Consider the following 23,142-nt stretch of genomic DNA (forward strand, 5'->3'; position numbering starts at 1 on the left):
GGTCGGCGGGTGGGAACGAGACGGGCGCCGGTGTGGCGTCGTCCGGTCACCGGAAGGCGCTGACGCCGGTCAGTGCCCGTCCGATGATCAGCTGTTGGATCTCGGTGGTGCCCTCGTACAGGGTGGTGACGCGAGCGTCGCGGAGGTGTCTGGCCACCGGGAACTCGTCGAGATATCCCGCGCCGCCGAAGACCTGCACCGCGTTGTCGGCTGCCCGCACGGCGGCCTCGCCTGCGAAGAGCTTGGCCATCGAGGACTCGGTCTCGAAGGGCAGGCCTCGGTCGAGCAGATCGGCCGTCCGCCAGACCAGCAGCCGCGCGGCGGCGGTGTCCACGGCGATCGAGGCGAGCAGCCGTTGCACGAGTTGATGACCCGCGATCGGTTTGCCGAACTGCTCCCGCTCTCGGGAGTAGGCCACCGCCGCGTCCAGCGAGCCCTGCGCCACTCCGACGCAGCCGGCCGCCACCGACATCCGGCCCTTGGCCAGCGCCGACATCGCGATGCCGAAGCCTCGGTCGAGCTCGCCGAGCCGTGCTGAGTCGGGCAGCGGCACGTCGTCGAAGGTCAGCTCGGCCGTCGCCTGGCCGCGCAGGCCGAGCTTGCCGTGGATCTCCCGCCGGGTCAGCCCGGGAGAGTCGGCGGGCACCAGGAACGCGGTGACGCCCTGGGGGCCCGGATCGCCGGTCCGCGCGAAGACCAGGCAGACCCGCGCCCAGGTGCCGTTGGTGATGAAGGTCTTCGCCCCGCTCAGCAGCCAGCCGTCGCCGTGCCTGCGGGCGCGGGTGCGCAGCGAGGCGGCGTCGGAGCCGGCGTCCGGTTCGGACAGGGCGAAGCAGCCGATCGCCGCACCGGAGCACAGCGCGGGCAGCCAGCGACGGCGCTGGCCCTCCGTGCCGTGCGCGAGGATCGTCGCGGCCACCAGGCCCAGCGACACCGAGACGACGCCGCGCACCGAGGAGTCCGCGCGGCCGAGCTCCTCGAGGACCAGGCAGTAGGACAGGTGGTCGCCGCCCGAACCGCCGTAGGACTCGGGGATCGTCATGCCCAGGAATCCCGCCTCGCCGAGGCGGGGGATCAGATCGGGGTCGATGGACTCGCGGCGGTCCCAGTCGGCGGCGTGCGGCCGCACCTCTCGCTCGACGAAGTCGGCGGCGAGGCGGCGCAGGGCCGTCTGCTCCGGTGAGAGGGTCAGATCCATGTCGCCTCCGGCGTCCGGGGATCGCGATCTCTCCCTTAAACTAGCGGTGGAAGTTTCTCGGCGTCCAGGGGTGAGGGCGACTAGAGTTCGACGCGCGGCGGTCGTCGTCCCGCCGCCGGAGGAGGTCGTCTGATGGCTCGGCCGCGTCAGCCCCGGCTGAGCAGGGCACGCATCGTCGAGGCCGCTACGGCGCTGATCGACGCAGACGGGCTCGACGCCTTCTCCACGCGACGCCTCGCGCTCGAACTCGGCGTCCGGGGTCCCTCGCTCTACAACCACTTCGCGACCAAGAACGAGATTCTCGACGCCGTCGCCGACGCGATCATCGCGCGGGTCGACGTCTCCTTCTTCGCCGATCACGACTGGTGCACGGCCCTCCGGCGCTGGGCGCACTCCTACCGAGACGCCCTGGCCGCGCACCCCAACGTCGTCCCCGTCCTGATCAGAGGTCCGGGACGGCGACCCGCCGCCCTGTCGATGGCCGACGCGGTCTACGGCGGACTCGTGGCCGCGGGCTGGCCGCCCGCCCGCGCCACCCACATCGGCGCGGTGATGCGCTACGTCGTGGCGGGTTCGGCGCTGGGCTCCTTCGCGCGGGGTTTCGACGCCGATCCGGCGCTCTACGAACACGACCGCTATCCGCATCTGTCGCAGGCCCATCTGCTCGCCGATCACCAGCGCAGCGTCGACGAGGGCGCGTTCGCCCTCGGCGTCGACATGCTCCTCGCCGGGTTGCGCGAGCTCTACGCGGAGGTCGTCGGCTCACCGCCCGCGGCGGCGGGACGTCCTGTGGCGCAGGCCTTCGCCGAATCGGGCGCCGTCGAGTCGGGCGCCGTCGACCGGCCCGAGCCGACCGGCGTCGGGACCGGCGGTCCCGAGACCGCCGGCTCCGAGACGACCGGGGCGGTGAAGGCCGGACGACCGCGAGGCTGAGTGCCTCGATCTTCCGGTCACGGGGCCTACCGGTGCGAGCCGTCGCGGGGTTAAGGTGAAAACTAGCGTCGCTAGTCCATTGTCGCCGTCCACTCCGGCGCTCGACCAGCAGGGATGCCATGACCAGCGCAGACGTCGGCACATCAGCGGGGACGGCGCCATACGCCGGCCGAGGCAGGCGCATGCCGGACGAACGGCGGACGGACTCGCCCGGACCTGACACCGGGACCGTCCCGACCGCCGAGCAGCGTCGCCCCCGCACAGACGCACCCTGGTCTGCCGCCGATCGGGCGCGAGCATCGAGCACACGCCCGGCCGCCGTCGACGGGCCCCGATCGCCGGGCGGACGGCGCCGATCACGCGGACTCGGGCGGGCCTCCGATGCTCTCCTCGTCGCCGTGGTCACCGAGAACCGGACGACGCGACGATGAGCGGCGATCGTCTCGTCTCGGCGCTGCTGGCGCGTCGTCAGGATCAGCCGCCCGCCGTGGAGCGGATACGGCTGCCCGCTCCCGGACCCGGCGAGGTCCGCGTCCGGATTCGAGCCGCGGGCGTCTGCCACTCCGATCTCGCGATGATCGACGGCACCCTCGCGCCGTCCTTCCCCCTGGTGCTCGGCCACGAGGCGGCGGGAGTCGTCACCGATGTCGGGCCCGGCACCGACCGGGTCTCCGGTGGCGAGCACGTCGTACTCAACTGGTCGCCCGCCTGCCGCACGTGCTGGCACTGCGCGGCGGGCAGACCGTGGTTCTGTGACACCTCCGGCAGACCGTCCTCGGCGCGCGGCACCACCGCGGACGGCGAGGCGCTGCACGTCACGCTCGGTCTCGGCGCGCTCGCCGAGGAGATCGTGGTGCCGCGGCACGCGGTCATCCCGGTACCCGCCGAACTGCCCTTCGAAGAGGCCGCGCTGCTGGGCTGCGCGGTGCTCACCGGGGTCGGCGCGGTGCGCAACACCGCGCGGGTCACGGCGGGGGAGTCCGTCGTGATCATCGGCCTCGGCGGGGTGGGCCTGTCCGCGGTCCTGGCGGCGCGCGACGCGGGCGCGGGGCGGATCGTGGCCGTGGACGTCGCGGAGTCCAAACGCGGCCCGGCGATGGCGGCGGGCGCGACCGACTTCCTCGTCTCCGACGGCGGCCTCGTCCGTGCCGTCCGGAGTCTCACCGACGGCAGGGGAGCCGACCATGCCTTCGAATGCGTCGGCCGGGGGAAGACCATCGAGACCGCGTGGCGCTCGGTGCGGCGCGGCGGCGGAGTGATCGTGGTCGGCATGGGCGCACGGGACGACCTGATCAGCCTCAGCGCGCTGGACGTCTTCCACTCCGGCCGGGTACTGCGCTCGTCGGTGTACGGCGCGGCGGACCCCGACCGCGACGTGCCTCTGCTGGCGCGGGACGTCCTCGCCGGGACGCTCGACGTGTCCCCGTTGATCACGCACCGCATCTCGCTGGCCGAGGCGCCATCGGCCGTCGACCGACTTGTTCGAGGCGAGGGCGCCCGCTCGGTGGTGTCCTTCCCGGACTGACGCCGCGCACCGCCCGCGGACGCGGGTGCGCCGCCGGGACCGGCCGGAGACGGCACCGCGGCGTCGCCCCGTCCCGCCGTGTCTCGCTCCGTCCTGTCTCGCCTCGCCGGGGCCGGCTTCGTCGCGGCCCGCATCCGGGTCCGCCGCCTCCGACGGGTCCGCCACGTCGGTCGCGGCCGGCGCCCGCCACGTCGGCGCTCGTCGTCTCGGTGCCGTGTGCGGGTTCGCCGCGGTCGACCGCCGTCGGGTCCCGGCCCGGGACATCGCCGGGCGACCGTCGCACGCCGGGCACGCCGGGCACGCCCGGTCGCCGGCAGTGGAGAGATCTCGAAGGCGGCTGAAGATTCGCTCGATGTCCGGTGAAGTCCGCCGATCGTGGCTTGTCTTGTCCCATGACGACACGAGAAGCTCGCTCAGCGGTGATCAACTGTCCGTTTCGTCGACGGCCGCCGCACCCCCGACGCATCCGAGGCGTCGGGCCCGAGAAAGGAGATCGATGCGGATACTCCTGGTGGCTGCTCCCGGTGTCGGGCATCTGCTGCCCGCCGTGCCGACGATGTGGGCGGCCCGTGCCGCAGGCCACGAGATCCTGGTGGCGACCACCGGACCGAGTCTGGACATGGCCGTCCGCTCCGGCTTACCCGCCGTCGACGTCTCGCCCGACGGCAGTGCCACCGCCGGTTATCACCAGCTGGCCCCACGTGCCCTGGCCCGTCGTGCCGAGGGCGAGCACACCACCGAGGGCGACGCCGCCGTCCAGTGGCAGGGGATGACCAGCGCGTTCGGCAGCTCGTGGTCCACCGTCCGCGACCACCGACCCGCCGAGGACGCCGACTTCCTGGCCTCGCTGTTCGCCGTGAGCGGTCGGATGATCGACGGGACCGTGCGCATCGCCCGAGACTGGCGAGCCGACCTCCTGATGTTCACCTCGTTCCTCGCCGCGGGCGAGATCGCCGCGACCGCCGTCGGCATCCCCTCGGTGCTGCACGGCATGGGGCTGCCGCATCCGCCCGCGACCGGTCTGCTGGGGGTGCTCGACGACGTCGCGACGCGTCACGGCGTGTCTGGTCGGCTTGAACCGCCCGCCGCGGTCGTAGACCTCTGTCCCGAGACCCTCCGGCCCCCGAGATCGGCCAGGGGACTGCCGCTGCGCTACGTCCCGTACAACGGCGGCGCGCTGCTGAGCGACCTGGTCTGCGCCGTTCCGCGGCGGCCGCGAATCTGTCTGACGATGGGCTCGGTCCTCCCCGGTGCGGGCGCGGACGAGGTCGTTCAGGCGGCGATCGCGGTGGCGGCGGCCCGCGACGCCGAGGTGGTGCTCGCCGTCGACACCCCGGACGAGTCGATCCGACACAGGCTGCCCTCGAACGTCATCATGTCCGGCTGGGTGCCGCTCAGCTCGGTGCTGCCGGACTGTTCGGTGGTCGTCCACCACGGTGGATCGGGCACCACCTTCACCGCCTTCGCGCACGGCACGCCGCAACTCGTCCTGCCGAGGATGGCCGACCAGCCGCTCAACGCCGACGCCGTCCGTCGCGGCGGGGCGGGCGTCGTCCTCGCCGAGCGTGATCTGGACGTGGCGACGCTGACCGACAGCCTGGATCACGTCCTCGGGGCCGAGGAGATCCGCCGCGGCTGTGCCGCGATCCGCGCCGAGATCGAGGCGATGCCGGGTCCGGCGGCGCTTCTCGACCGGCTCGCCGAACTCGCTCCGCCGTCGCCGGAGGTCCGAGGCGGCGATCCGGGTCGACGGGACGGCGCAACGGTCTCCCGACCCGGCACCGCGTCGGGGAGATCCTGACCGGCGGCCCTGGCCGCGCGCCCTGGACCCTGCCGAGGCGACGCGGCGGTCTCGCCCGGGCAGGGCCGGGGCGGGGGCGGGCTTCGGCCGGTCGTCCGCCGCCCACCCGGCCCGCACTCGCTGGAAACCTGGGCTCGCCGGCACCCCACGCCGACACGAGACGACGGCGGCCCGCCCGGCGCCGCCAGGCCAGGCGGTGACCGGGGCACACCCCCGGTCACCGCGCTCTCGTCCTCGACCGCCGAGCGCCCGCGCCACACCGGGCCGCGGCGAGGCGAGCAGACCCGGCGGAGCAGTTCCGGGCGGACGCCCGCGCCGACCCAGTGGGCTCCGCCGGACACGGGTATCCCGACGACACGCCTCCTCGACACCTGCCGAGTGATACTCCTCGATCAGATCGGTCACCTCGGAGTGGCTGCCGACGAGCGCGGTGCCCGCGTCGCCGCGCACCAGACCGACCCCTGCCCAGAGGTGTGGACGGATCTCCAGGCCGTGTTCGTCCGAGGGCAGCCTGCCGCGGTGCGGTCGCCGCCGCCGAGGCGGCGAGGGCAGGCTGGCGGGCAAGCGGGCGATGCTCATCACCAGCGTGGGCTCCGGCGAACCGGCGCTCGGCGCACGAGGCGTCAACGGCGACATCGGGGAACTGCTGTTCCCGATCATCGGAGGGTGCGGCGATCGGGTCCGGGTGAGCAGGGGGTCCCGGCGACTGCGATGGGTCCGCTCGCTTGATCGCGATCGGGCGGGGTCGGTTCGTCTGGTGGACGCTCAGTCCGCTGCGGCCCGGTGCGCTGTGCCTCGGCGTCCGGTCGGGCCGTCCTTCTGCGGAGCGACGTCGCTCGCGAACCCCGCCCCGCGGCCGTGCCGGCAGGCGCTCCTCGTGACCGGCCGAGGTCGACCGGACGCCGACACGGCCCCTCGAACGACTCCGCCGGGGGGCGCGGCCGACTCGCCCGGCGGCGTCCTCGATCCGCGTCGACGCTCCGAGGATTCACGCCGCGTCGACGGCGTCGCGTGCCATCGGCTCGGCCGATGCCGCAGGCCGCGCGCGGAGCCACGCGCGGCCTGCCGCTTCGCCGTGCCTGCCGGTCAACTCCGCCCGGCGGACAGCTCGTCGAAGCTCGGGAAGCGATGGGCGATGGAGTTCTCGACGAAGTCGCCCACCCAGCCCTCTTCGTCGTGGAAGAACCGCACCGACACGTAATCCGGCCGAGAGCCCATGTCGAACCAGTGCGTGGTGTTCGCGGGCACGCTCAGCAGATCGCCCGCCTCGCACAGCACGGCGTGCACCTTCCCGTCGACGTGCAGGTAGAAGACTCCGGAGCCTCGGGCGAAGAACCGGTCCTCGTCGTCGTCATGGGTGTGCTCGGACAGGAAGCGCTGCCGTGCCGCGGCGGCCTTCTCCTGCCATCGGATGTCGTCGCTCGGCGTCATGTGCAGCGCGTCCACCAGCACATAGCCCTGCTCGTCGATCACCTTGTCGACCCGCTCGCGGTAGGCGGCGAGCACCTCCTCGGAGGTCGGCTCGGCGGGGAGGTCCGCCACCACGGGCCACTGCTCGAAGCGGACCCGCAGCTCGCCGAGCACCGCGCGGATCTCCTGCGGATCCTCGGTCCGTCGCAGCACCGTGGTCGGGTCGTCCTCCGGCCAGACCGTCAACAACGTCATCACGTCCACCTGCCTCTCGCCGCGTGCTCTCCGGCGTCGCCGCCGGTCTCCAGGACGAACCGGAGCAGCCACTCCAGGCACTCCGCGCGATTCCGCGCCGAATGCAGGTCGTCCCCCCACACATACAGCCCGTGCCGAGCGACGATCAACGCGGGCGTCGCCGGGTCGAACCCCGCCTCGAACGCATCGCCGAGCACGGTCATGTCCTGGCTGTTGGGCACCACCGGCACCGTCACCACGTCGTCGTGGGCGGCGCGGCCGAACCCCTTGAGCATCTCCAGGTCGCGCAGCTCCACGCCCGAGGGCCACCGCTGTGCCGCGACCACCGGTGCCAGCACATGGACGTGCACGACGGCGCCCGCCCCGGCGACGGCGGCGATCCTGGCGTGCAGGCCCGCCTCCGCCGACGGCCTACGGGCGGGCTCCGGTCCGCCGGACACCGCCTCGCCTGCCTCGTCGACGACGACGAAGTCCCGTGCCGTCAGCTCGTCCTTGTCGAGGCCGCTGGCGGTCACGGCCAGCCGCAGCGGATCGCGGCTCAGCGTCACCGACAGGTTGCCGGAGGTCCCGCGCATCCAACCCATCCGTGTATAGCGGGCGGCCTCCTGCGCCAACGCCCGCCCCGCCTGGTCGAGCTGCGTGGCCGTGGGCGTGAACATCGCGGGCGCACCGGTCATCGGTCATCCCCCGTCCCGGCCGAGATCTCCACCTCGTCGAAGGACGCGATCGCCCGGTGCGCTCCGAAGTCCGCCTCGGCGAACGGCTCACCCGGCCTCGCGAGCCCGACGGTCTGCCAGCCGGCCTCGGCGGCGGCGTCGAGTTCGGCGGGCACGTCGGAGAGGAACACGATCTCCCGGGCGGGCGGGTCGCCGAGTCCCGCCGCGATGGCGCGATACGACGGCGCCTCCCGCTTGGGACCCGCGTTGACCGTGTCGAAGTGGTGGTCGAACAGGCCGGTGACGTCGCCCTCGTTGCTGTGGGAGAAGGAGGCGATCTGGCCCGCGACCGAGCCGGAGGAGAACACCGCCAGCCGCAGTCCGCCGTCGCGCCAGCGTCGCAGCGCCGGGAAGGCGTCGGGGAAGTACTGGGAGGTCAGCTCGCGTCGTGCGTAGCCCTCCTGCCAGATCAGCCCCTGGAGCGTCTTGAGCGGGGCGGCCTTGCGGTCGGCGTCCATCCAGGAGTGCAGGACCGCGACGACCTCGGCGGTGCCCGCGTCGGCGGCCAGGCCCGCGTCGGCCTTGGTCGCCGCCACGGCGGCGCGCACCTGTTCGTCGTCGGGGTGGGCGTCGATCCAGGGACCGAGCCGGGGGCGCGCGTAGTCGTAGAGCACGACGTGCACCTGGCTCGTCGGGGTCAGGGTCCCTTCGATGTCGACCACGACCCAGCGGGCCGTCAGACTGCCGGTCATGGCGTCGTGTCCTCTCGGTTGCGGTGATAGTCGGCCAGCAGGCCTGGTTCCAGGGCGCCCCGATCGGTGACGACCCTGGTGACGAATCTCGGCGGGGTGACGTCGAACGCCGGGTAGTGTCCCCGCACTCGGAGGCTGGCGGTGCGCCTGCCCAGGGTGTGCAAGACCTCGTCGCCGTCGCGGTACTCGATGGGCACGTCGGTGGCGGTGGGCGCGCCCGCGTCCGGAGTCTGCACCATCGCGTAGAACGGCACGTCGTAGGCGTGCGCGGCCACGGCGAGGCCCAGGGTGCCGACCTTGTTGACCACGTGTCCGTCCATCGTGACCCGGTCGGCCGCCGTCACCAGCGCCGACACCAGGCCCTCCGCCAGCACCGACGCCCCCATCCCGTCGGTGACCAGCGTGACGTCGACGCCCATCTCGGCCAGCGTCTCGGCGGTGAGCCGGGCGCCCTGGAGATATGGCCGGGTCTCGGTGCAGAAGAAGCGCGGCGCGCGCCCGCGTCGCAGCGCGGCGGCGACCGTCTCGGTCAGGTACAGGTCGGCCCAACAGTGCGTCAGCACCGCGCCGTCCTCGGGCAGCAGCGCCGCGGTGTACTCGCCCAACGCCCTGCTGCGCGCTCGATAGTCCTGCTCACCGGCCCACGCGCCACGCAGCGCCGCCTCGACGAGGGCGTCACCGGTCGGGAAGCCCCCGGGCGGTCGCGTGGCGTCCACGCCCGTCGGGGCACCCGAGTCCGGCGCGGCGGCCGGGGGCGCCGGACCGTCCGTCCCGGACTCGATCAGCTCTCGGAACACCAGATCGACCGCCTTGCCCAGCGCGTCGTTGGTGGGGCGGCTGGCGATCAGCGACCTCCCGGCCGCCGACAGCCGGGCATGGGCGTCCGCCGCGTCCAGGCCGCGGGCCTCCCTGGCGGCGAGCACCATCGCCCACAGCGCGGCGAAGTACGGTCCGGAGGACTGCGTGACCATGTCCCTGATGGCGGTCGCGACGTCCTCCGCCGTCCGGCAGCGCACCCAGCGTCGCTCGAACGGGAAGACCCGTCGATCCAGGATGTGCACGCCGTCGGCCTCCAGCCGCACGCTGTGCGCCAGGATCGGCCCCGGCTCTCCCGACTCGGTCGCGTCCGGCCCCGCCGCCGAGGCGGCCGAGGGCGCGGCCGCCCGGGTGGTCGCGAAAGGCTGCTCCGCCGCCGTCATCTCCGTCTGCTCCTGTTCGTCGACGTCGTCGTTCCGGGCCCTCGGGTGTGGTGCCGTCCGCCGTCGGGACATGCGCGGCTCGTCGGCCGACGCCTCAGCTGTAGCCGGTCACCGGGGGCAGCTCTCCGGTGAGTCGATGCCGCCCGATCTCGCGGGCCTTGTAGCTCACCGGGTCATGCAGCGTCAGCGTGCGCGCGTTGCGCCAGTAGCGATCCAGCCCGTGCCGGGCGCTGGTCGCCCGTGCCCCGGTCAGCTCGAAGATCCGGGTGCCGATCTCGTTGACCACCTCGGTGCTCACCACCTTCGCCCGCGAGATCAGCACGCCCAGCTCACCGCGTCGCTCGGCCGTGAGCCCGGTGCCCAGCGCCTCCGCGTCCTCGAAGGCGCGCGAGGCCGCGTCCACGAGCAGCGTGGCCGCCGCCAGCCGGGCGTCGAGCCTGCCGTACTCGGCGAGGACGTACGGATCGTCGGTCGCGGCCTCCACCCCCGACAGCGGCCAGGCCCGCGACTGCTCGGCCGTGTAGCGGCCCGCCTCGCCGAGCGCGCCCTCGGCGATCGCGACGTGCAGCCTGCTCAACAACAGCTGGAAGCCCAGCGGACTCAGCGAGTCGCGCCACGCACGCGGCTCCTCCGGCGCGGGCTGTACGCCGAGCACGTCGCCTTCGGGCACGAAGGCGTCGGTGAACTCGACGCCTCCACTGGCGGACAGCCGCTGGCCGAGGTTGTCCCAGTCGCCCAGGAAACGGATGCCCTCCGCCGCGGCGTCCAGGGTGAACGCGATCTTGTGACCCGTGTCGGCCTCGGTGCCGCTGGCGATCAGCCGATCCGCGACGCTGGCTCCGGTGGCGAAGAACTTCCGGCCGCTGACCGCGAACCCGCCGGGCACCGGCCGCGCGACCAGCGCCGCGTCACGCGGGTTGCTGACTCCGGCCCAGAACCAGCTGCCCTCGACGCTCGCCCGCTCCAGCCGTGCCTGCTGTTCCGGCACGTCGAACAGCCGGATCCGCCACAGCTGGAAGTAGTGGTAGCCGAGCAGGTGCCCGATCGAGGCGTCGGCCGCCCCCACCGTGGTGATCACGCGATGCGCGGTCGGCCAGTCGCCGCCCAGACCTCCGTGTTCGGTGGGAACCAGCAGCCGCAGCAGCCCGGACTCGCGCAGCAGAGCGATCTCCGCGACCGGCTCGGCGCCCCGGTGTTCCCGCTCGACGGCGTCGGCCCGCAGCCGGGCGGCCACCTCGTCGGCGATGCGCGGCACGCTCGGCTGTTCGGGGGATGCGGTCATGCTCGTACTCCGCTCTCGTCGAGGGCGATCAGGGCGTCCAACACGACGTCGGCGCCGCGCCGGACGGCGTCCACGACGATCTGCCGGTGCGGCGCGTAGGTGGTGGCGTCGACGTCGTCGTTTCCGGCGTAGCCGTCCACGACCAGCGCGGCGCCCGCCCGCAGCCCGCGCAGGCCCGCGAACACGAACAGCGCCGACGCCTCCATCTCGATGGCGGCCACGCCCGCCGCGGTGTACTGGGCGATCGGCAGGGTCAGCACCGCGGGGCTGAACGCCGCCCGAGTCCACACGACGCCGCGCCGATGGGCGACGTCGTGGGTGCGCGCCGCCGCCGCCAGCGCCAACGTCGCCTCCGGGGTCGCGAACGCCGGATACTCCGGGTGGACGAGCTGGTGGGAGACCCCGTCGTCCCGCACGGCGGCCTCGGCGATCACCAGATCGCCGTCGCCGATGTCCCGACGCAGCGACCCGGCCGTGCCGAACCGCAGGAACGTGTGCACCCCGGCCTCGGCCAGCTCGGCGAACAGACAGACGGCGCCGGGCCCGCCGACGCCGTGCGAGGACACCACCAGCTCGACGCCCCGCCAACTGCCCGTATACGTCCGGTACTCACGGTTCTCGCCGACCAGCCTCACCTCGGCGAGGCGGGACGCGACGGCGTCGGCCCGCGCGGGGTCGCCGACGACCAGGGCCAGCCCCGGCAGCCCGCGGCGCGGGATCTTCGTCACGGGCAGCACGTCGGCCACGCCCTCGGCCGGATACGGCGGGTGTGGCGAGTCGATCGGCGCGTCGGTCATCGAGTGAGGGTCCCTTTCGCCTCGTCCCGTCGCCGGATGCGACGGCTGGACAGGAACAGTGCCACGAGGGTCACCACGTACGGCGCGGCGTCGGCCGCCTGCTGCGGAAGACCCACGGCCTGGAGTCGGAAGCCGAACGCCTCGGCGAGACCGAACAGCAGTGCCGCGAGGAACACGCCGATCGGTGCCGCCAGACCCAGCATGACGGCGACCACCGCGATCCAGCCACGTCCCGCGGTCATGTTCTCCGCGAACAAGGTCACATTGCCCAGGGCGAGCTGGGCGCCGCCGAGCCCGCACAGCGCGCCGCCCACGACGATCGCCCCGTAGCGGTGGCGTGTGACGCTCACGCCCAGGTTCGTCGCCGCCTCGGGATTCTCTCCGACGCCGCGCAGCCGCAGTCCCCACGGATGCCGGTAGAGCAGCACCGCCAGCCCCGCCACCGCCAGCCAGGAGAGGTAGAGCAGCGGCGAGTGGCCGGACAGGATCGGGCCGAGCACGGGGACGTCGGCCACCAGCGGGATGTCGACGCGGCCGAGACCGCGCAGCGCGGGATCGCTGAAGCTGCCCTGGGCCCCGAACACCGTGCGCAGCAGGAAGGCCGTCAGGCCCACCGCCAGCATGTTCATCGCCACCGACAACACGATCGGGTCCGCGCCCAGCGTCACGTGACCGACGGCCAGGATCAGGGAGAACGCCGCGGAGGCCGCCATGGCCGCCAGCACGCCCACCCAGGGACTGCCGCTGAACCAGCTGCCCGCCACCCCGGCGAAGCAGCCGACGAGCATGGTGCCCTCCAACGAGATGTTGAAGACTCCCGCCCGTTGACACAGCGCCCCGGCGAGCGCGGCGAACAGGATCGGGGTGAGCGCCCGCAGCGCGGCGGCGAACAGCGCCGGATCGACGGTCATCGGGTCCCTCCCCGGCGGCGCAGCAGACCGGTGGACGACGCGAGGAACACGATGATCACCGCTTGCAGGATCGCCGTCAGCTCCCGCGGCGTCTGCGTGACCCGCTCCATGTCGAAACCGCCGTTGGTCAGCGCGGCGAAGAAGAACGCGGCCAGGGCGGTGCCCACCGGGCTCGCCCCCGCCAGCAGCGCGGCCATCAGGCCGATCCAGGTGTACTGCGGAGAGATCAACGCGCCGTCGATGAAGCGGAACGGGAAGCCCAGCACCATGATCGCGCCCACCAGGCCTGCCATGCCGCCGGAGGCGGCCAGCAGCCGGAGGGTCAGCGCGGGCCGGTCGATGCCCGCGTAGGCGGCGAACCGGGGCCCGGCCCCGGTCATGCGCACCTCGTATCCGGCGGGTGTCCGCGCGTCGACGACGAGGAACACCACCACGACGGCGAGGACGGCGAACAGGCCGACGGTGACCTCCCCGAGCCCGATGCCCGGCAGCGCCACCCCCTCGGGAAGCCGCCTGCTCTGCGGGAGGCTGGAACCGGGATCGGCGAGCGGGAAGCGCACCAGGTAGGAGGCCAGCGACATCGCGGGATAGCTCAACAACAGCGAGCTGACCAGCAACGGCACGCCCAGCGACGTCTCGCACAACGCGGCGAGCGCCGCGTACGACGCACCTGCCAGCACCCCGCCCGCCACCGCGAGCAGCACCGTGAACCCGGCGGGCAGTGGACTGTGCAGGCCGATGATCACCGCCGTGATCGCGCCGAGGACGAGCTGACCCTCGCCGCCCAGGTTCACCATTCCGGCCCGCAGCGGGATCGCCAGGGCGATCGCCATGCCCAGCACCGGCACCAGATACGCCAGCGTCCCGGGAAAACCGTCGGGTCCGAACGCGCCCACGACCAACGCCTGGTAGGCCCGCAGCGGGTCGGCCCCTGTGGCGGCCAGCAGCACCGTGGCCAGGATGAACGCCGCACCGAGCGCGATCGGCACCGCGCTTCGGCGGACGTGCCGCACCCGGGTCACGAGTCACCCGCCATCGCCAGTCCGAGCCGGTCCTCCGTCGCCTCGTCGCGCGACAGCTCCGCCACCAGCCTGCCCTCGTAACACACCAGGACACGGTCGGACAGTCCCCGGATCTCGCTCAGCTCGGCCGAGACGAGCAGCACCGCGTGTCCGGCGTCGCGGCAGGCGATCAGCTCCGCGTGGACGGCCTGCACGGCGGCGATGTCCACTCCCCGCGTGGGCTGCTCGACGATCAGCAGCGGAGCCTCCCTGGTGATCTCGCGGCCCAGCAGCGCCTTCTGCTGGTTGCCGCCGGACAGCGCGCGGATGGGCGACCGCGTGTCGCCCGCCCGCACTCCGAAGCGCTCGACGATCCGCTTGGCGTGGGCGTGCAGGGCGGCAGGCCGCAGGAACCCGCCGCGCGATCGCAGGCTGCCCCGGTGGTGACCCGCCGCGAGGTTCTCGGCCAGCGACGCGCCGGGCGCTGAGCCCACCGCGCCCCGGTCCTCCGGCAGATAGGCCAGTCCCGCGCGCCTGCGAGCCGCGATCCGCAGCCGCGTGACGTCGGCGTCGAGCAGCAGGACCCGGCCGCTCGAGGCGGCCCGCAGCCCGACGATCGCCTCGATCAGCTCGCTCTGACCGTTGCCCGCCACTCCGGCGATGCCGACGATCTCGCCCGCCCGCACGGAGAACGAGGCCCCTTCCACCAGCGGTCGGCCGCCGCGGCGGGCCACCGTCAGCTCCCGCACCTCCAGCACCGTCCGGCCGGGGGAGCCCGGGGGATGCACGACGTCCAACTCGACGTCGCGGCCGGTCATCGCCGAGGCCAGCCGCGCCGCGGTCGCCTCGGCGGTGGGGATCACCTGCGCCACCCGACCGTCGCGCAGCACCGTCACGGTCCGGCTCACGGCCAGCACCTCGCCCAGCTTGTGCGTCACCAGGATGACGCTGCGGCCCTGCGCGGCCAGACCTCGCAGCACTGTGAAGAGCCGGTCCACCTCGTCGGGAGTGAGGACCGCCGTCGGCTCGTCGAGGATCAGCACTCGGGCGTCCCGGTACAGCAGCTTGAGGATCTCCACCCGCTGGCGCACGCCCAACGGCAGGTCACGCACGCGGGCGTCGGGATCGAGGCCGAGGCGGAATCGGTCGATCAGCTCGACGACCCTGGCCCGTGCGGCGGTGCGGTCCACGAGTCCGCGTCGGACGGGCTCCTGGCCGTAGACGACGTTCTCGGTGACCGAGAGGCCGGGGAAGAGCATGAAGTGCTGGTGCACCATGCCGACCCCCTCGGCGATCGCCCCGGCGGGCCCGGCCGGCTCGACGCGCCTGCCGAACAGCTCGATCTCGCCCGCGTCCGGGCGCAGCGCGCCGTAGAGGACGGACATCAAAGTGGACTTGCCCGCCCCGTTCTCGCCCATCAGCGCGTGGATCTCACCCTGTTCGACGCGCAGGTCCACGCCGTCGTTGGCCACCACGCCGGGGAACCGGCGGGTGATCCCGCGCAGCACGACCGCGGGCGGCCGTCCGCCCGCGGCGTCGATGGTCGTGGCGGGGACGCCGGTCGGCTCGGGCTGCTCGGCCCCGCTCGGCTGCTCGCCGTCCCTCACGGGGCCGTCGGAGCGGTCGCGACGCGGCGCCCCGCTCGCCGTCGTCCGCCCGGCCGAGGGGGAGTCCGACGACGGCGGCGCGGATTCGGCCGAGTCGTGCCGTGCGGCGGGGGCCGGCGCGGGACTCGTCGTCTCGGGTCCGCCCCGCGTCGTATCCGCCGGGAGAGTGGTCGGCGCGTCCGCGCCACGCGCCGCGCGGTCGGGGTCCGGGGCGTCGGGGGAGTGCCGGGTCATCGTCCGGTCACGAACCTGCCGGGTCGGCGACGGTGATCTCGCCCGCGACGATCTGATCGCGCAGGGCGGCGATCTCCTCGATGACCTCGGGGTGCTCGGCGATGGTGCACTGCGACTCGCTCGTGTCGTCGAGCAGGCCGCTCAACGACAGTCCGTCCTCGGCGAGGCCGTAGGAGCGGTCGTCGCCGGGCGCGCCGCCCAGGATCGCGTCGATGCCGTCGGCGATGACCACGTCGGTGCGCTTGACGACGTTGTCCACCACCTGTCCGGGGCTGGCCGGACACTGGTTGGAGTCGACGCCGAAGGCGAAGAAGCCGCCCTCCTCGGCGGCCTCGAAGACGCCGAGGTTGCCCGCGGCCGAGGCCGCGCCCATCACGTGGTCGACGCCTTCACCCGCCAGCGTGCCCGCCAGCTCCTTGGCGCGGGCTGGATCGTTGAACGGGTTCTGCCCACCGATGAAGAGCTGGGTGAACTCCACGTCGGGGTTGGTCTGGGCGGCGCCCTCGCCGAAGGGGTCGGAGAACCGGTGGAACTGTGGCGAGTCGAGCACGACCACGGCCCCGACGTGGTCGGTCTCCGTCAGCAGACCGGCCTGGGCGCCCGCGAGGTAACTGGCCTCGTGTTCGCGGAAGGTGGCGCAGGTGACGTTCGGGAGGCTCTGCTCCGTGCAGGAGTCGATGAAGAGGAACTGCTGCTCGGGGTTGCGCTCGGCCTCCTGTGCGAGGACGTCGGCGAAGTTGAAGCCGACGGCGACGATCACGTCGGGCGCCTCGCGCACGGCGGCGGCCATGTTCTGCTGGATCGAGGCGGGGTCGCTGCTCTCGTAGACGTCGGAGGTGCCGCCGTGCTGTTCGGCGGCTCGCTCGACGCCTTCCACGGAGAGTCGGAGGAAGTCGTTGACGCCGATCGGGTTGGGCGTGATCAGTACGAAGGACGGCCCGCCAGTCCCGTCGCCCTCGGCCTCGTTCGACGAGGCGTTGCAGCTCATGGCGGCCACGGCGGTGAGCGAGAGCACAGCGGCGTAGCGGAGGGAGCGCGGCATGACGGTCCTTCGAGGCTCGAACACGGTGGGCGACTTCCGGGTTGGGTGGCGCGGCTTGGGTCACCCGAACGGTCCAGTGGATGGTAGGCGCCGCGCCACGATATGAGAACTCCGCACCGATCTTCACCGCTGTGATCCCAATATGTGGAAGTTTCGGGTCTCGTGGGCGGTGTTGTCCCCGGTGATCACCGTTCGGCGGCGCGCACCGGCGCCGACCGTCGTGGCTCAGCCGCCTGCGGGCGCCTCCTCGGCCACCAGGATGTCCGCGCCCGCCCCGAGGTCGTACACCGCGATCTGATCGCGCTGGGCTGCGACACGCAGCGACTCCGCGCGATCGGTGTAGCGCTCGGACACCCCGATCACCAGTTCCTCGGTCTCGGGGTTGATCCAGCCGCCCAGGTAGGAGCCGGTGCGATCGGCGAAGAACGCGCGATTGGTCAGCAGGAACTCGTCGACCTCCGCCTCCAGGCCGTCGGTGTCGCCGAGCAGCGTGCCCGCCAGCGTGAGGCCGGGAGCGTCGTCGAAGGACACCATGTAGCCGTCGGTCGGAACGTCGCCGCGCACCCCGATGCTGAAGCCGGTGTCACCCGCCGCGGCCTCGAGCGCCGACCGGCGCGCCGTATGGTGCGCCGGGTCGCAGACGGAGGCGAGGAACTCGTCGGCGGGATCGAGCGCGGTGTCGCAGGACACCGGCGCGCCTGCGCCCGCGTCGTCCATCGCCGTGTCGTCCGCCGAAGGCTCGGCCGACGTCTCGATCCCGGGGCCGCCTGCCCCGGCGGCCGTCTCATCCGTCTCGGAGCCGCCGAGCAGCGGCCAGGAGACGAACCCGATCAGCGCGAGCACCACGAGCACGGCCGCTCCCACGCCCCAGCGCCACGCTCCGTTCGCCCGCGTGCCGGCCCGACCGCCGTCCGCGTCGCCGCCAGGATTCCGCTCCGTCGTGCTCATCCGTCGTCCCTTCGGCCGGGCAGGGCCCGGCATGCCGTGCGTGTCCGGGCAGATCACACCCGCTTCAAGGCCGTCGATTCCACCCGTTCGGCGGTATCGGCCGATTTCTCCCGCAGGCTGGGACGGTGCGATGCGACGACTGATCGTCGCTTGTCGTTTCCGGGTGAAGGTGGCGGAGCCCGGGGCAGCCGGCGAAGTGCCGTGTCCGCGTACCGGATTGTGCCGCGGCGACATCAGCGCACCTGCGGCGAAGCGCGTGTCGGCCGTCCTGATCACCATCGATCGTGGAGACACGGGTTCGAGCGGCCGCCAGACGCTCCTCCACGGTGCGGTCGTCAGTGGCGAGCAGGCGGCGTCGCCTGCGGCCGGGGTTCTCCGTGATGACCTGCTGGACGGCCTCCTCGGTCCGTCCGGCTCGCGGAGACCCCGTCGGGCTCGAGACCGTCGAGGATCAGGGTCAGTCCGAACTCGAATCCCTCGCCGTGGTCATGGCCGGCCTCGTCGGCCTGCGCGGCGATCGCCTCCGCGAGGTACGGGTAGGTGTCCGCGGGCAGGTCGCGCAGGCTGTCCTCCGCGCCTCCGTCGAACCCGGCGGCGTCGACGAAGGGCAGGCTCCGCTCCTGGATGACGAAGCCGTACAGATAGCTGTCGATCAGCGAGACCGCGTGTGTCGCCATCGAGACCGAGAATCCGCCCGTGCGCAGGGCCCCGAGGACGGCGTCGTGGTGGCGCAGCGTCGCCGAACCGGGACGGCCGCGGGAGTCCAGGAGGCCCACTGCCCACGGATGACGGCGCAGCGCTCGATAGCAGGAGGAGGCCCGGGCTCGCATGGCCGTCTTCCAGTTCGCCTGCGGACTGGGCAGGTCGATCTCGGCGAACACCGCGTCGACCATCCCGTCGAGGATGTCCTCACGGCCCGTCACGTGGTTGTAGAGCGACATCGCCTCGACGCCCAGCCTGGCGGCCGTCGCCCGCATGGTGACTCCGGCCGAGCCCTTCTCGTCGGCCAGCTCCATGGCGGCGGTGACGATGCGTCCTCGGTTCAGCGGCGCGCGCCTCGGTCTGGCGGTCGGTCCGGCGCCGCGCTCACCCATGGATATGTCCTCTCGGCTTCCGCTCGACCGTACTTACGGCGTAAGCGTAACGTACTTACATAGTAAGTCCAGGAGGTGGGAGCCGGACATGACCACAGGTCGGCCGCAGGGAGTCCGCGTCGTCGGAGCCTCGGGGAGACTCGGACGGCACCTCGTCCGGCAGTCGTCGGGCCGGGGCTACGAGGTCGTCGGCCTCTGCCGTGAACCAGCGGCGACAAGCTCGCCGCGTTCGCCGATCGGATCACGATCGTCCCGGCGCGGCGAACGATCCGGCGGTGACCGGCGGGCCGTCGCGGGCTGCGACGGCGTGCGGACCGCGCTCGTCCCTGGGGAGTGCGGCAGTACTCCCCAGGCGCGTCCCAGGTCGTGCCGGACCACGCCGAGCCCGACGCCCGGAAGGTCTTCTTCTGTGGCCGGCACGTCGCCAGAGGCGACCGTGGCCGTACACCCGGCGTTTCGCGGCGCAGGTCCGGGTCGTCGCCTGGCTGGCGCGGCTGCTGCGGGTGCTGGACGTCGACGATCAGGTGGCGGCGGCAGGCGTCTTCGCCGCGATCACGGGGACCGTGGTCCGCGGCGGCGACCTGGAGGAGGACGAGAGTCAAGGCCTGCCCGTGGGGCGTCCCCACGTCGGCGATCCGGCCCTGGCGGACGACCGGATCCGCCGCGTCGACTTCGCGTCGTTCATGACGACCGCGCTCACCGACGACTCGCTCGTCGGAGCGGCGCCCGCCGTCGTCGGACGACTCTCGCCCAGCGCACCGGCTCACGTGAACGACACCCGGACGGCGAGACCGGGCCCCGCGCCGGAGGGAGACGCCGTGGTCCGAAGCGGACGCCGCCTCGTCGATCGAGGTGGCGGCGTTGTCGATCGCCGCGCGAGGAGGACGGCGACCGGTGTCGACGACGAATCGCCGACACCGCCTTCCTGACGGGCTCCTCCGCCTCTCGGCACGCGGAGATCGACCGCGCCGTCAGAGATCGAGGCGATGAATGCCCGAGGCGCAGAGCCGGACCGGGTGGGCTCCCCACCACGCCGGTCGAACCTCGGGGGAGCTCGGCGTCCTGGAGTTCGCGGCGGCCGGGGACCGCGCCGCGTCTCGGGCTCGGCCCGACGGGGTCATGTCAGGAGACGACGGAGTGCTGCGAGAGCCGGGGGTTCGTGTGGACACGAAGCGTCTCACCTCGAATCGGTGTCGAGCCGATGGAGTCGAACCGTCTCATGCTGGGCTCGCTCGCTCGGTGACCGCTCGACGACCGGCCGGGGCTCTCCACGTCACCGTGCCGCGGCCGCCGGGTCGACGGGGTGGGTGAGAGGGCGCCCGGCGCCGCTCGGGATCGTCGCGACGTCGACCGGTGAGAACGCCGTCGGGGCGTTCGGTGGTCTGCCGTGCGTCCTCGCGTGCAGGACGAGGATCGTTCGCCTGAATGCGCGGGAGCGGAGACGTGAGCATCCCGGCCCCCGCGCTTTCGTGCCTGCCACGCGGGCCCGTCGGCCGGGCCGGCGTGCTCGGAACAGCCCTCCCGCGTCGGCGAGGTCGTGTCGGCGCGGGAGGGCGATGCGGGCCCGTGCTGTCGCCCGATGCGATCCAGATGCGGCCGAGGGCCCTGCCGTCGGGCCTCTGTGCTCGCCGGGACGCGCCGCGGCTTGCCGCGGCCGCGGACGGACGTCCTCACGACCGGTCGGGGAGATCGCTCCGACGGCCGATTCACCTCCGGCACTGAATCGCCCGCCGTGGCCTCGGCGCCTCACTCGAGCGCGCGAGTCCGTCCACGTGATCAGGCCCGTCCGCGACCGAGTATGCCCTGTTCCAGGGTGCGGACGACGGAGTCGACGGCCGCGTGGCGGGACATCGCCTTCTTCGCGACGGCGTCCCAGGCCGCCGAGAGCAGGTACCACAGCATGCGGCGGACCCAGTCGATGTTCATGGCGTCGTCGAAGTCGCCCGCCGCTCGCCCTCGCTCCAGCAACCGCTCGACGGGAATGCCCGCGGCGTCGAACCTGGCGTAGAAGGCCTCGTTGCAGTCGGCGTGCAGCTCGTTCAGGACGAACATGACGCGGGGCCCGATGTCGTAGTAGCCGTGCAGCAGCCTGCGCAGCGCCTCGCGGGGAGGGCCCTGGTCGAGTTCTGCCTCGATGATCGCATGGTCGAGCCGTTCGAGCAGGTCCTCCGACATCGCCCCGATCAGTTCGCCCCGGTCCGAGAAGTAGCGGTGCAGGGTGCTGCGGCCGACCTCCGCCGCCTCGGCGATCTCGCTCATCGAGGCGTATGGACGTTCGCCCAGCACGGCGCCTGCCGCGTCGATGATCGCCTGCCTCGTCCTGTTGCGAAAGCCTGCCTTGGTGGAGGACACGCCGCACATGGTCCCACTGTGGGCCTGCCCCAGGTCAAGCTGACGCAGCACTGTTTCGTAGTGGGACATCAGTGTCCAAAAACGGGCCTTGAGTGAACATTCTGGTACCTTGGGGCTTCATTGGGGAGTCGTCGGATCTACCAAGGAGCGCCACCGTGACCGCGTCGGTCGAATCGTCCGCCCCGCGTTGGGCGAATCTGAGAGTTCTGTGGTCGTTCGTCCGCCCACATCGCCGAGTCCTGGTCTTAGGCACCGTGCTCGGCCTGGCCACCACCGGCGCCGGGCTGGCGACGCCGATGGTCACCAAATGGCTGTTGGACGGCCTCGGCGCTCAGGCGCCCATCGGCCCCGCCGTCGGACTGCTGGCAGCCCTGCTCGTCGTCGGGTCCGTCGTGGGCCTGGCCCAGTGGATCCTCCTGGGCACGCTGGCCGAGCGGATCGTCTTCGACGCCAGAGGGTCGATGGTCCGCCGACTGCTCCGTACCAGGGTCGGCGAGCTCGCGGGCCGATCCGGCGGCGAGCTGGTCACCAGGGTCACCTCCGACACCGTCCTGCTCCGGGAGGCCGCCGCCTCCAGCATCGTCCAGCTCATCAACGGCGTCGTCGGGCTGCTCGGCGCGCTGCTCCTCATGGCGATGCTCGACGGGATCCTGTTCGCCACCACCATCGGCGCCCTGATCGCGGTCGCGGTGCTGGTCGGCCTGCTCATGCCGAAGATCGCCGTCGCCCAGCAGCAGGCTCAGGCGGCGGTCGGCAGGCTCGGCGGCGTGCTCGAGGGAGCGCTGCGGGCGCTGCGCACCGTCAAGGCGAGTCGTGCCGAAGGACGAGAGACCGAGCGAGTCCTTCACGAGGCGACCGAGGCTCGCCGGGAGAGCATCCGAGCCGTGCGCATCGACGCCGTCGCCTGGACCATCGCGGGCGCGGGCATCCAGCTCGCGATCATGCTGATCCTGGCCGTCGGGGGCTGGCGAGTCGGGATGGGGGATCTGGCGGTCTCCAGCCTGGTCGCCTTCCTGCTCTACGCCTTCCAGCTCATGGACCCGGTGTCGACCCTCACCACCACCGTCAGCCAGCTCCAGTCCGGCATCGCCGCCGCGGCACGGATCCGCGAGATCCAGGCCCTGGAGTTGGAGGAGGCGGAGCCGCGGACGACGGATCGCCACGCCGTCACTCCGCCCGCGGCGGACGCCGGGCGGTCCTCGCCTCGGGCGGACGTCGCCCGCACCGACGCCGTGCTCTCCCTGCACGACGTCACGGCCCGCTACGCGCCCGGCGCCGCGCCGGCGTTGACCGGAGTCACCCTCGACATCCGCCGCACCGGGCACACCGCCGTCGTCGGTCCCTCCGGGGCGGGTAAGACCAGCATGTTCTCGTTGATCCTCAAGTTCCTTGCGCCCGAGAGCGGCGAGCTTCGACTGGACGGCGTCCCCTTCGACGCCCTGAGCGCCGACGAGGTGCGGCGTCGGATCGTCTACGTCGAACAGGACAGTCCGCTGGTGCCGGGCACCCTGCGGGACAATGTGGTGTACAGCCATCCCACCGCCGACGACGAGGCGGTCTGGGCCGCCCTGACCGAGGTCCGGCTGGCGGACCGGGTGCGGGCGCTGCCCGACGGTCTGGACACCTCCGTCGCCGACACGACGATCTCCGGAGGCGAGCGGCAGCGCATCGCGCTCGCCAGGGCTCTGGTCTCCGATCCGGGGATCCTCCTGCTGGACGAGGCCACCGCCCAGCTCGACGGGATCACCGAGGCCGCCGTGCACGAGGTCATCTCCCGAGTCGCCGCACAGGGCGCGGTGGTCACCATCGCGCACCGGCTCTCCACGGTGATCGACGCCGATCGGATCATCGTGGCGGAGGCAGGACGAGTGCGGGCCCAGGGCACCCATGCCGAGCTGTTGGCGACGGACGAGCTGTACCGCGATCTGGTGGCGGCGCTGCGGATCGCCACCACCGTCGAAGCCGACCGGCCGGTCGGGAACACTCCGATCGACGCCGCGTCGAGCGACGAGACGCCGAGGCCGGACGGGTCCGCGGCGTTGCCCGCGCTGCCCGGCTCGGTCCGCGGATGACGCTCGGTTCGCCGATCGGAGACACCGGCGGACCGGTCGCGGGGTCGGGCGGGAAGACCTCGTCCGACCCCGC

Annotated in this window: 19 protein-coding genes; 5 read left to right on the forward strand and 14 right to left on the reverse strand. The window is 72.8% G+C overall.

Annotation, left to right across the window (positions count from 1 at the left end; translation table 11 throughout):
• Nucleotides 1-46: 46 nt before the first annotated feature.
• On the reverse strand, nucleotides 47-1,198 hold the full coding sequence (locus AHOG_RS12860) for an acyl-CoA dehydrogenase family protein (RefSeq protein ID WP_093941570.1): 1,152 nt from the start codon (nucleotides 1,196-1,198) through the stop codon (nucleotides 47-49).
• 132 nt (nucleotides 1,199-1,330) lie between these two features.
• Between AHOG_RS12860 and AHOG_RS12865 the strand changes: the two genes are divergently transcribed.
• The 3 genes from AHOG_RS12865 (at nucleotide 1,331) to AHOG_RS12875 (ending at nucleotide 5,457) form a co-directional block, all read left to right on the forward strand.
• The gene (locus AHOG_RS12865) at nucleotides 1,331-2,131 is read left to right on the forward strand and encodes a TetR/AcrR family transcriptional regulator (RefSeq protein ID WP_093941571.1); all 801 of its coding nucleotides are present in this window, start codon (nucleotides 1,331-1,333) and stop codon (nucleotides 2,129-2,131) included.
• Nucleotides 2,132-2,558: 427 nt separating this feature from the next.
• A complete protein-coding gene (locus AHOG_RS12870) occupies nucleotides 2,559-3,656 on the forward strand; it encodes an alcohol dehydrogenase catalytic domain-containing protein (protein WP_093941572.1) in 1,098 nt (365 codons plus the stop codon).
• Between the two features lie 496 nt (nucleotides 3,657-4,152).
• On the forward strand, nucleotides 4,153-5,457 hold the full coding sequence (locus AHOG_RS12875) for a glycosyltransferase (RefSeq protein WP_157736793.1): 1,305 nt from the start codon (nucleotides 4,153-4,155) through the stop codon (nucleotides 5,455-5,457).
• Nucleotides 5,458-6,543: 1,086 nt separating this feature from the next.
• On the opposite strand, the gene AHOG_RS12885 is transcribed toward AHOG_RS12875, so the two are convergent.
• The 12 genes from AHOG_RS12885 to AHOG_RS12940 all read right to left on the reverse strand — a co-directional run bounded on the left by AHOG_RS12885 (nucleotide 6,544) and on the right by AHOG_RS12940 (nucleotide 18,645).
• Nucleotides 6,544-7,122 carry a 1,2-dihydroxy-3-keto-5-methylthiopentene dioxygenase gene (locus AHOG_RS12885; protein WP_093941574.1) on the reverse strand — a complete coding sequence of 193 codons (579 nt, stop codon included), beginning with the start codon at nucleotides 7,120-7,122 and terminating at the stop codon, nucleotides 6,544-6,546.
• On the reverse strand, nucleotides 7,122-7,799 hold the full coding sequence (gene mtnB / locus AHOG_RS12890) for a methylthioribulose 1-phosphate dehydratase (RefSeq protein ID WP_245856719.1): 678 nt from the start codon (nucleotides 7,797-7,799) through the stop codon (nucleotides 7,122-7,124). Before mtnB ends, AHOG_RS12885 begins: the two co-directional genes overlap by 1 nt.
• On the reverse strand, nucleotides 7,796-8,530 hold the full coding sequence (mtnC, locus tag AHOG_RS12895; RefSeq protein ID WP_093941575.1) for an acireductone synthase: 735 nt from the start codon (nucleotides 8,528-8,530) through the stop codon (nucleotides 7,796-7,798). The genes mtnB and mtnC overlap by 4 nt, the downstream gene beginning before the upstream one ends.
• Entirely contained in the window at nucleotides 8,527-9,801 is a 1,275-nt protein-coding gene (locus AHOG_RS12900; protein ID WP_245856720.1) for a translation initiation factor eIF-2B alpha/beta/delta subunit family protein, read from the reverse strand. The genes mtnC and AHOG_RS12900 overlap by 4 nt, the downstream gene beginning before the upstream one ends.
• A gap of 22 nt (nucleotides 9,802-9,823) precedes the next feature.
• Nucleotides 9,824-11,011, reverse strand: a complete 1,188-nt coding sequence (locus AHOG_RS12905; RefSeq protein WP_093941576.1) for an acyl-CoA dehydrogenase family protein — start codon at nucleotides 11,009-11,011, stop codon at nucleotides 9,824-9,826.
• Nucleotides 11,008-11,808: a nucleoside phosphorylase gene (locus tag AHOG_RS12910; RefSeq protein ID WP_221438359.1), complete on the reverse strand. Its 801-nt coding sequence runs from the start codon at nucleotides 11,806-11,808 to the stop codon at nucleotides 11,008-11,010. The genes AHOG_RS12905 and AHOG_RS12910 overlap by 4 nt, the downstream gene beginning before the upstream one ends.
• Nucleotides 11,805-12,719 (reverse strand): ABC transporter permease, encoded by a 915-nt coding sequence (locus tag AHOG_RS12915; protein WP_093941577.1) that lies wholly within the window; start codon nucleotides 12,717-12,719, stop codon nucleotides 11,805-11,807. The genes AHOG_RS12910 and AHOG_RS12915 overlap by 4 nt, the downstream gene beginning before the upstream one ends.
• Complete coding sequence (locus AHOG_RS12920) at nucleotides 12,716-13,741, reverse strand: ABC transporter permease (protein WP_093941578.1); 1,026 nt, start codon at nucleotides 13,739-13,741, stop codon at nucleotides 12,716-12,718. Before AHOG_RS12920 ends, AHOG_RS12915 begins: the two co-directional genes overlap by 4 nt.
• Nucleotides 13,738-15,327, reverse strand: coding sequence for an ABC transporter ATP-binding protein (locus AHOG_RS12925; protein ID WP_245856722.1), 1,590 nt, complete (start codon nucleotides 15,325-15,327; stop codon nucleotides 13,738-13,740). The genes AHOG_RS12920 and AHOG_RS12925 overlap by 4 nt, the downstream gene beginning before the upstream one ends.
• Before the next feature lie 241 nt (nucleotides 15,328-15,568).
• Nucleotides 15,569-16,603: a BMP family ABC transporter substrate-binding protein gene (locus tag AHOG_RS12930; protein WP_093941580.1), complete on the reverse strand. Its 1,035-nt coding sequence runs from the start codon at nucleotides 16,601-16,603 to the stop codon at nucleotides 15,569-15,571.
• 225 nt (nucleotides 16,604-16,828) lie between these two features.
• The gene (locus AHOG_RS12935) at nucleotides 16,829-17,551 is read right to left on the reverse strand and encodes a hypothetical protein (protein ID WP_093941581.1); all 723 of its coding nucleotides are present in this window, start codon (nucleotides 17,549-17,551) and stop codon (nucleotides 16,829-16,831) included.
• Between the two features lie 335 nt (nucleotides 17,552-17,886).
• Nucleotides 17,887-18,645: a TetR/AcrR family transcriptional regulator gene (locus tag AHOG_RS12940; RefSeq protein WP_184450819.1), complete on the reverse strand. Its 759-nt coding sequence runs from the start codon at nucleotides 18,643-18,645 to the stop codon at nucleotides 17,887-17,889.
• Between the two features lie 503 nt (nucleotides 18,646-19,148).
• Here AHOG_RS12940 and AHOG_RS29345 point away from each other — a divergent pair.
• Nucleotides 19,149-19,574 (forward strand): hypothetical protein, encoded by a 426-nt coding sequence (locus AHOG_RS29345; RefSeq protein WP_211290590.1) that lies wholly within the window; start codon nucleotides 19,149-19,151, stop codon nucleotides 19,572-19,574.
• 847 nt (nucleotides 19,575-20,421) lie between these two features.
• Here the strand turns inward: AHOG_RS29345 and AHOG_RS12950 are convergent.
• Entirely contained in the window at nucleotides 20,422-21,066 is a 645-nt protein-coding gene (locus AHOG_RS12950; protein ID WP_093941582.1) for a TetR/AcrR family transcriptional regulator, read from the reverse strand.
• A gap of 86 nt (nucleotides 21,067-21,152) precedes the next feature.
• Between AHOG_RS12950 and AHOG_RS12955 the strand changes: the two genes are divergently transcribed.
• Complete coding sequence (locus tag AHOG_RS12955) at nucleotides 21,153-23,069, forward strand: ABC transporter ATP-binding protein (protein WP_093941583.1); 1,917 nt, start codon at nucleotides 21,153-21,155, stop codon at nucleotides 23,067-23,069.
• The last annotated feature ends 73 nt before the right edge of the window (nucleotides 23,070-23,142 follow it).

Source organism: Actinoalloteichus hoggarensis (assembly GCF_002234535.1).
Lineage (GTDB): Bacteria > Actinomycetota > Actinomycetes > Mycobacteriales > Pseudonocardiaceae > Actinoalloteichus_A > Actinoalloteichus_A hoggarensis.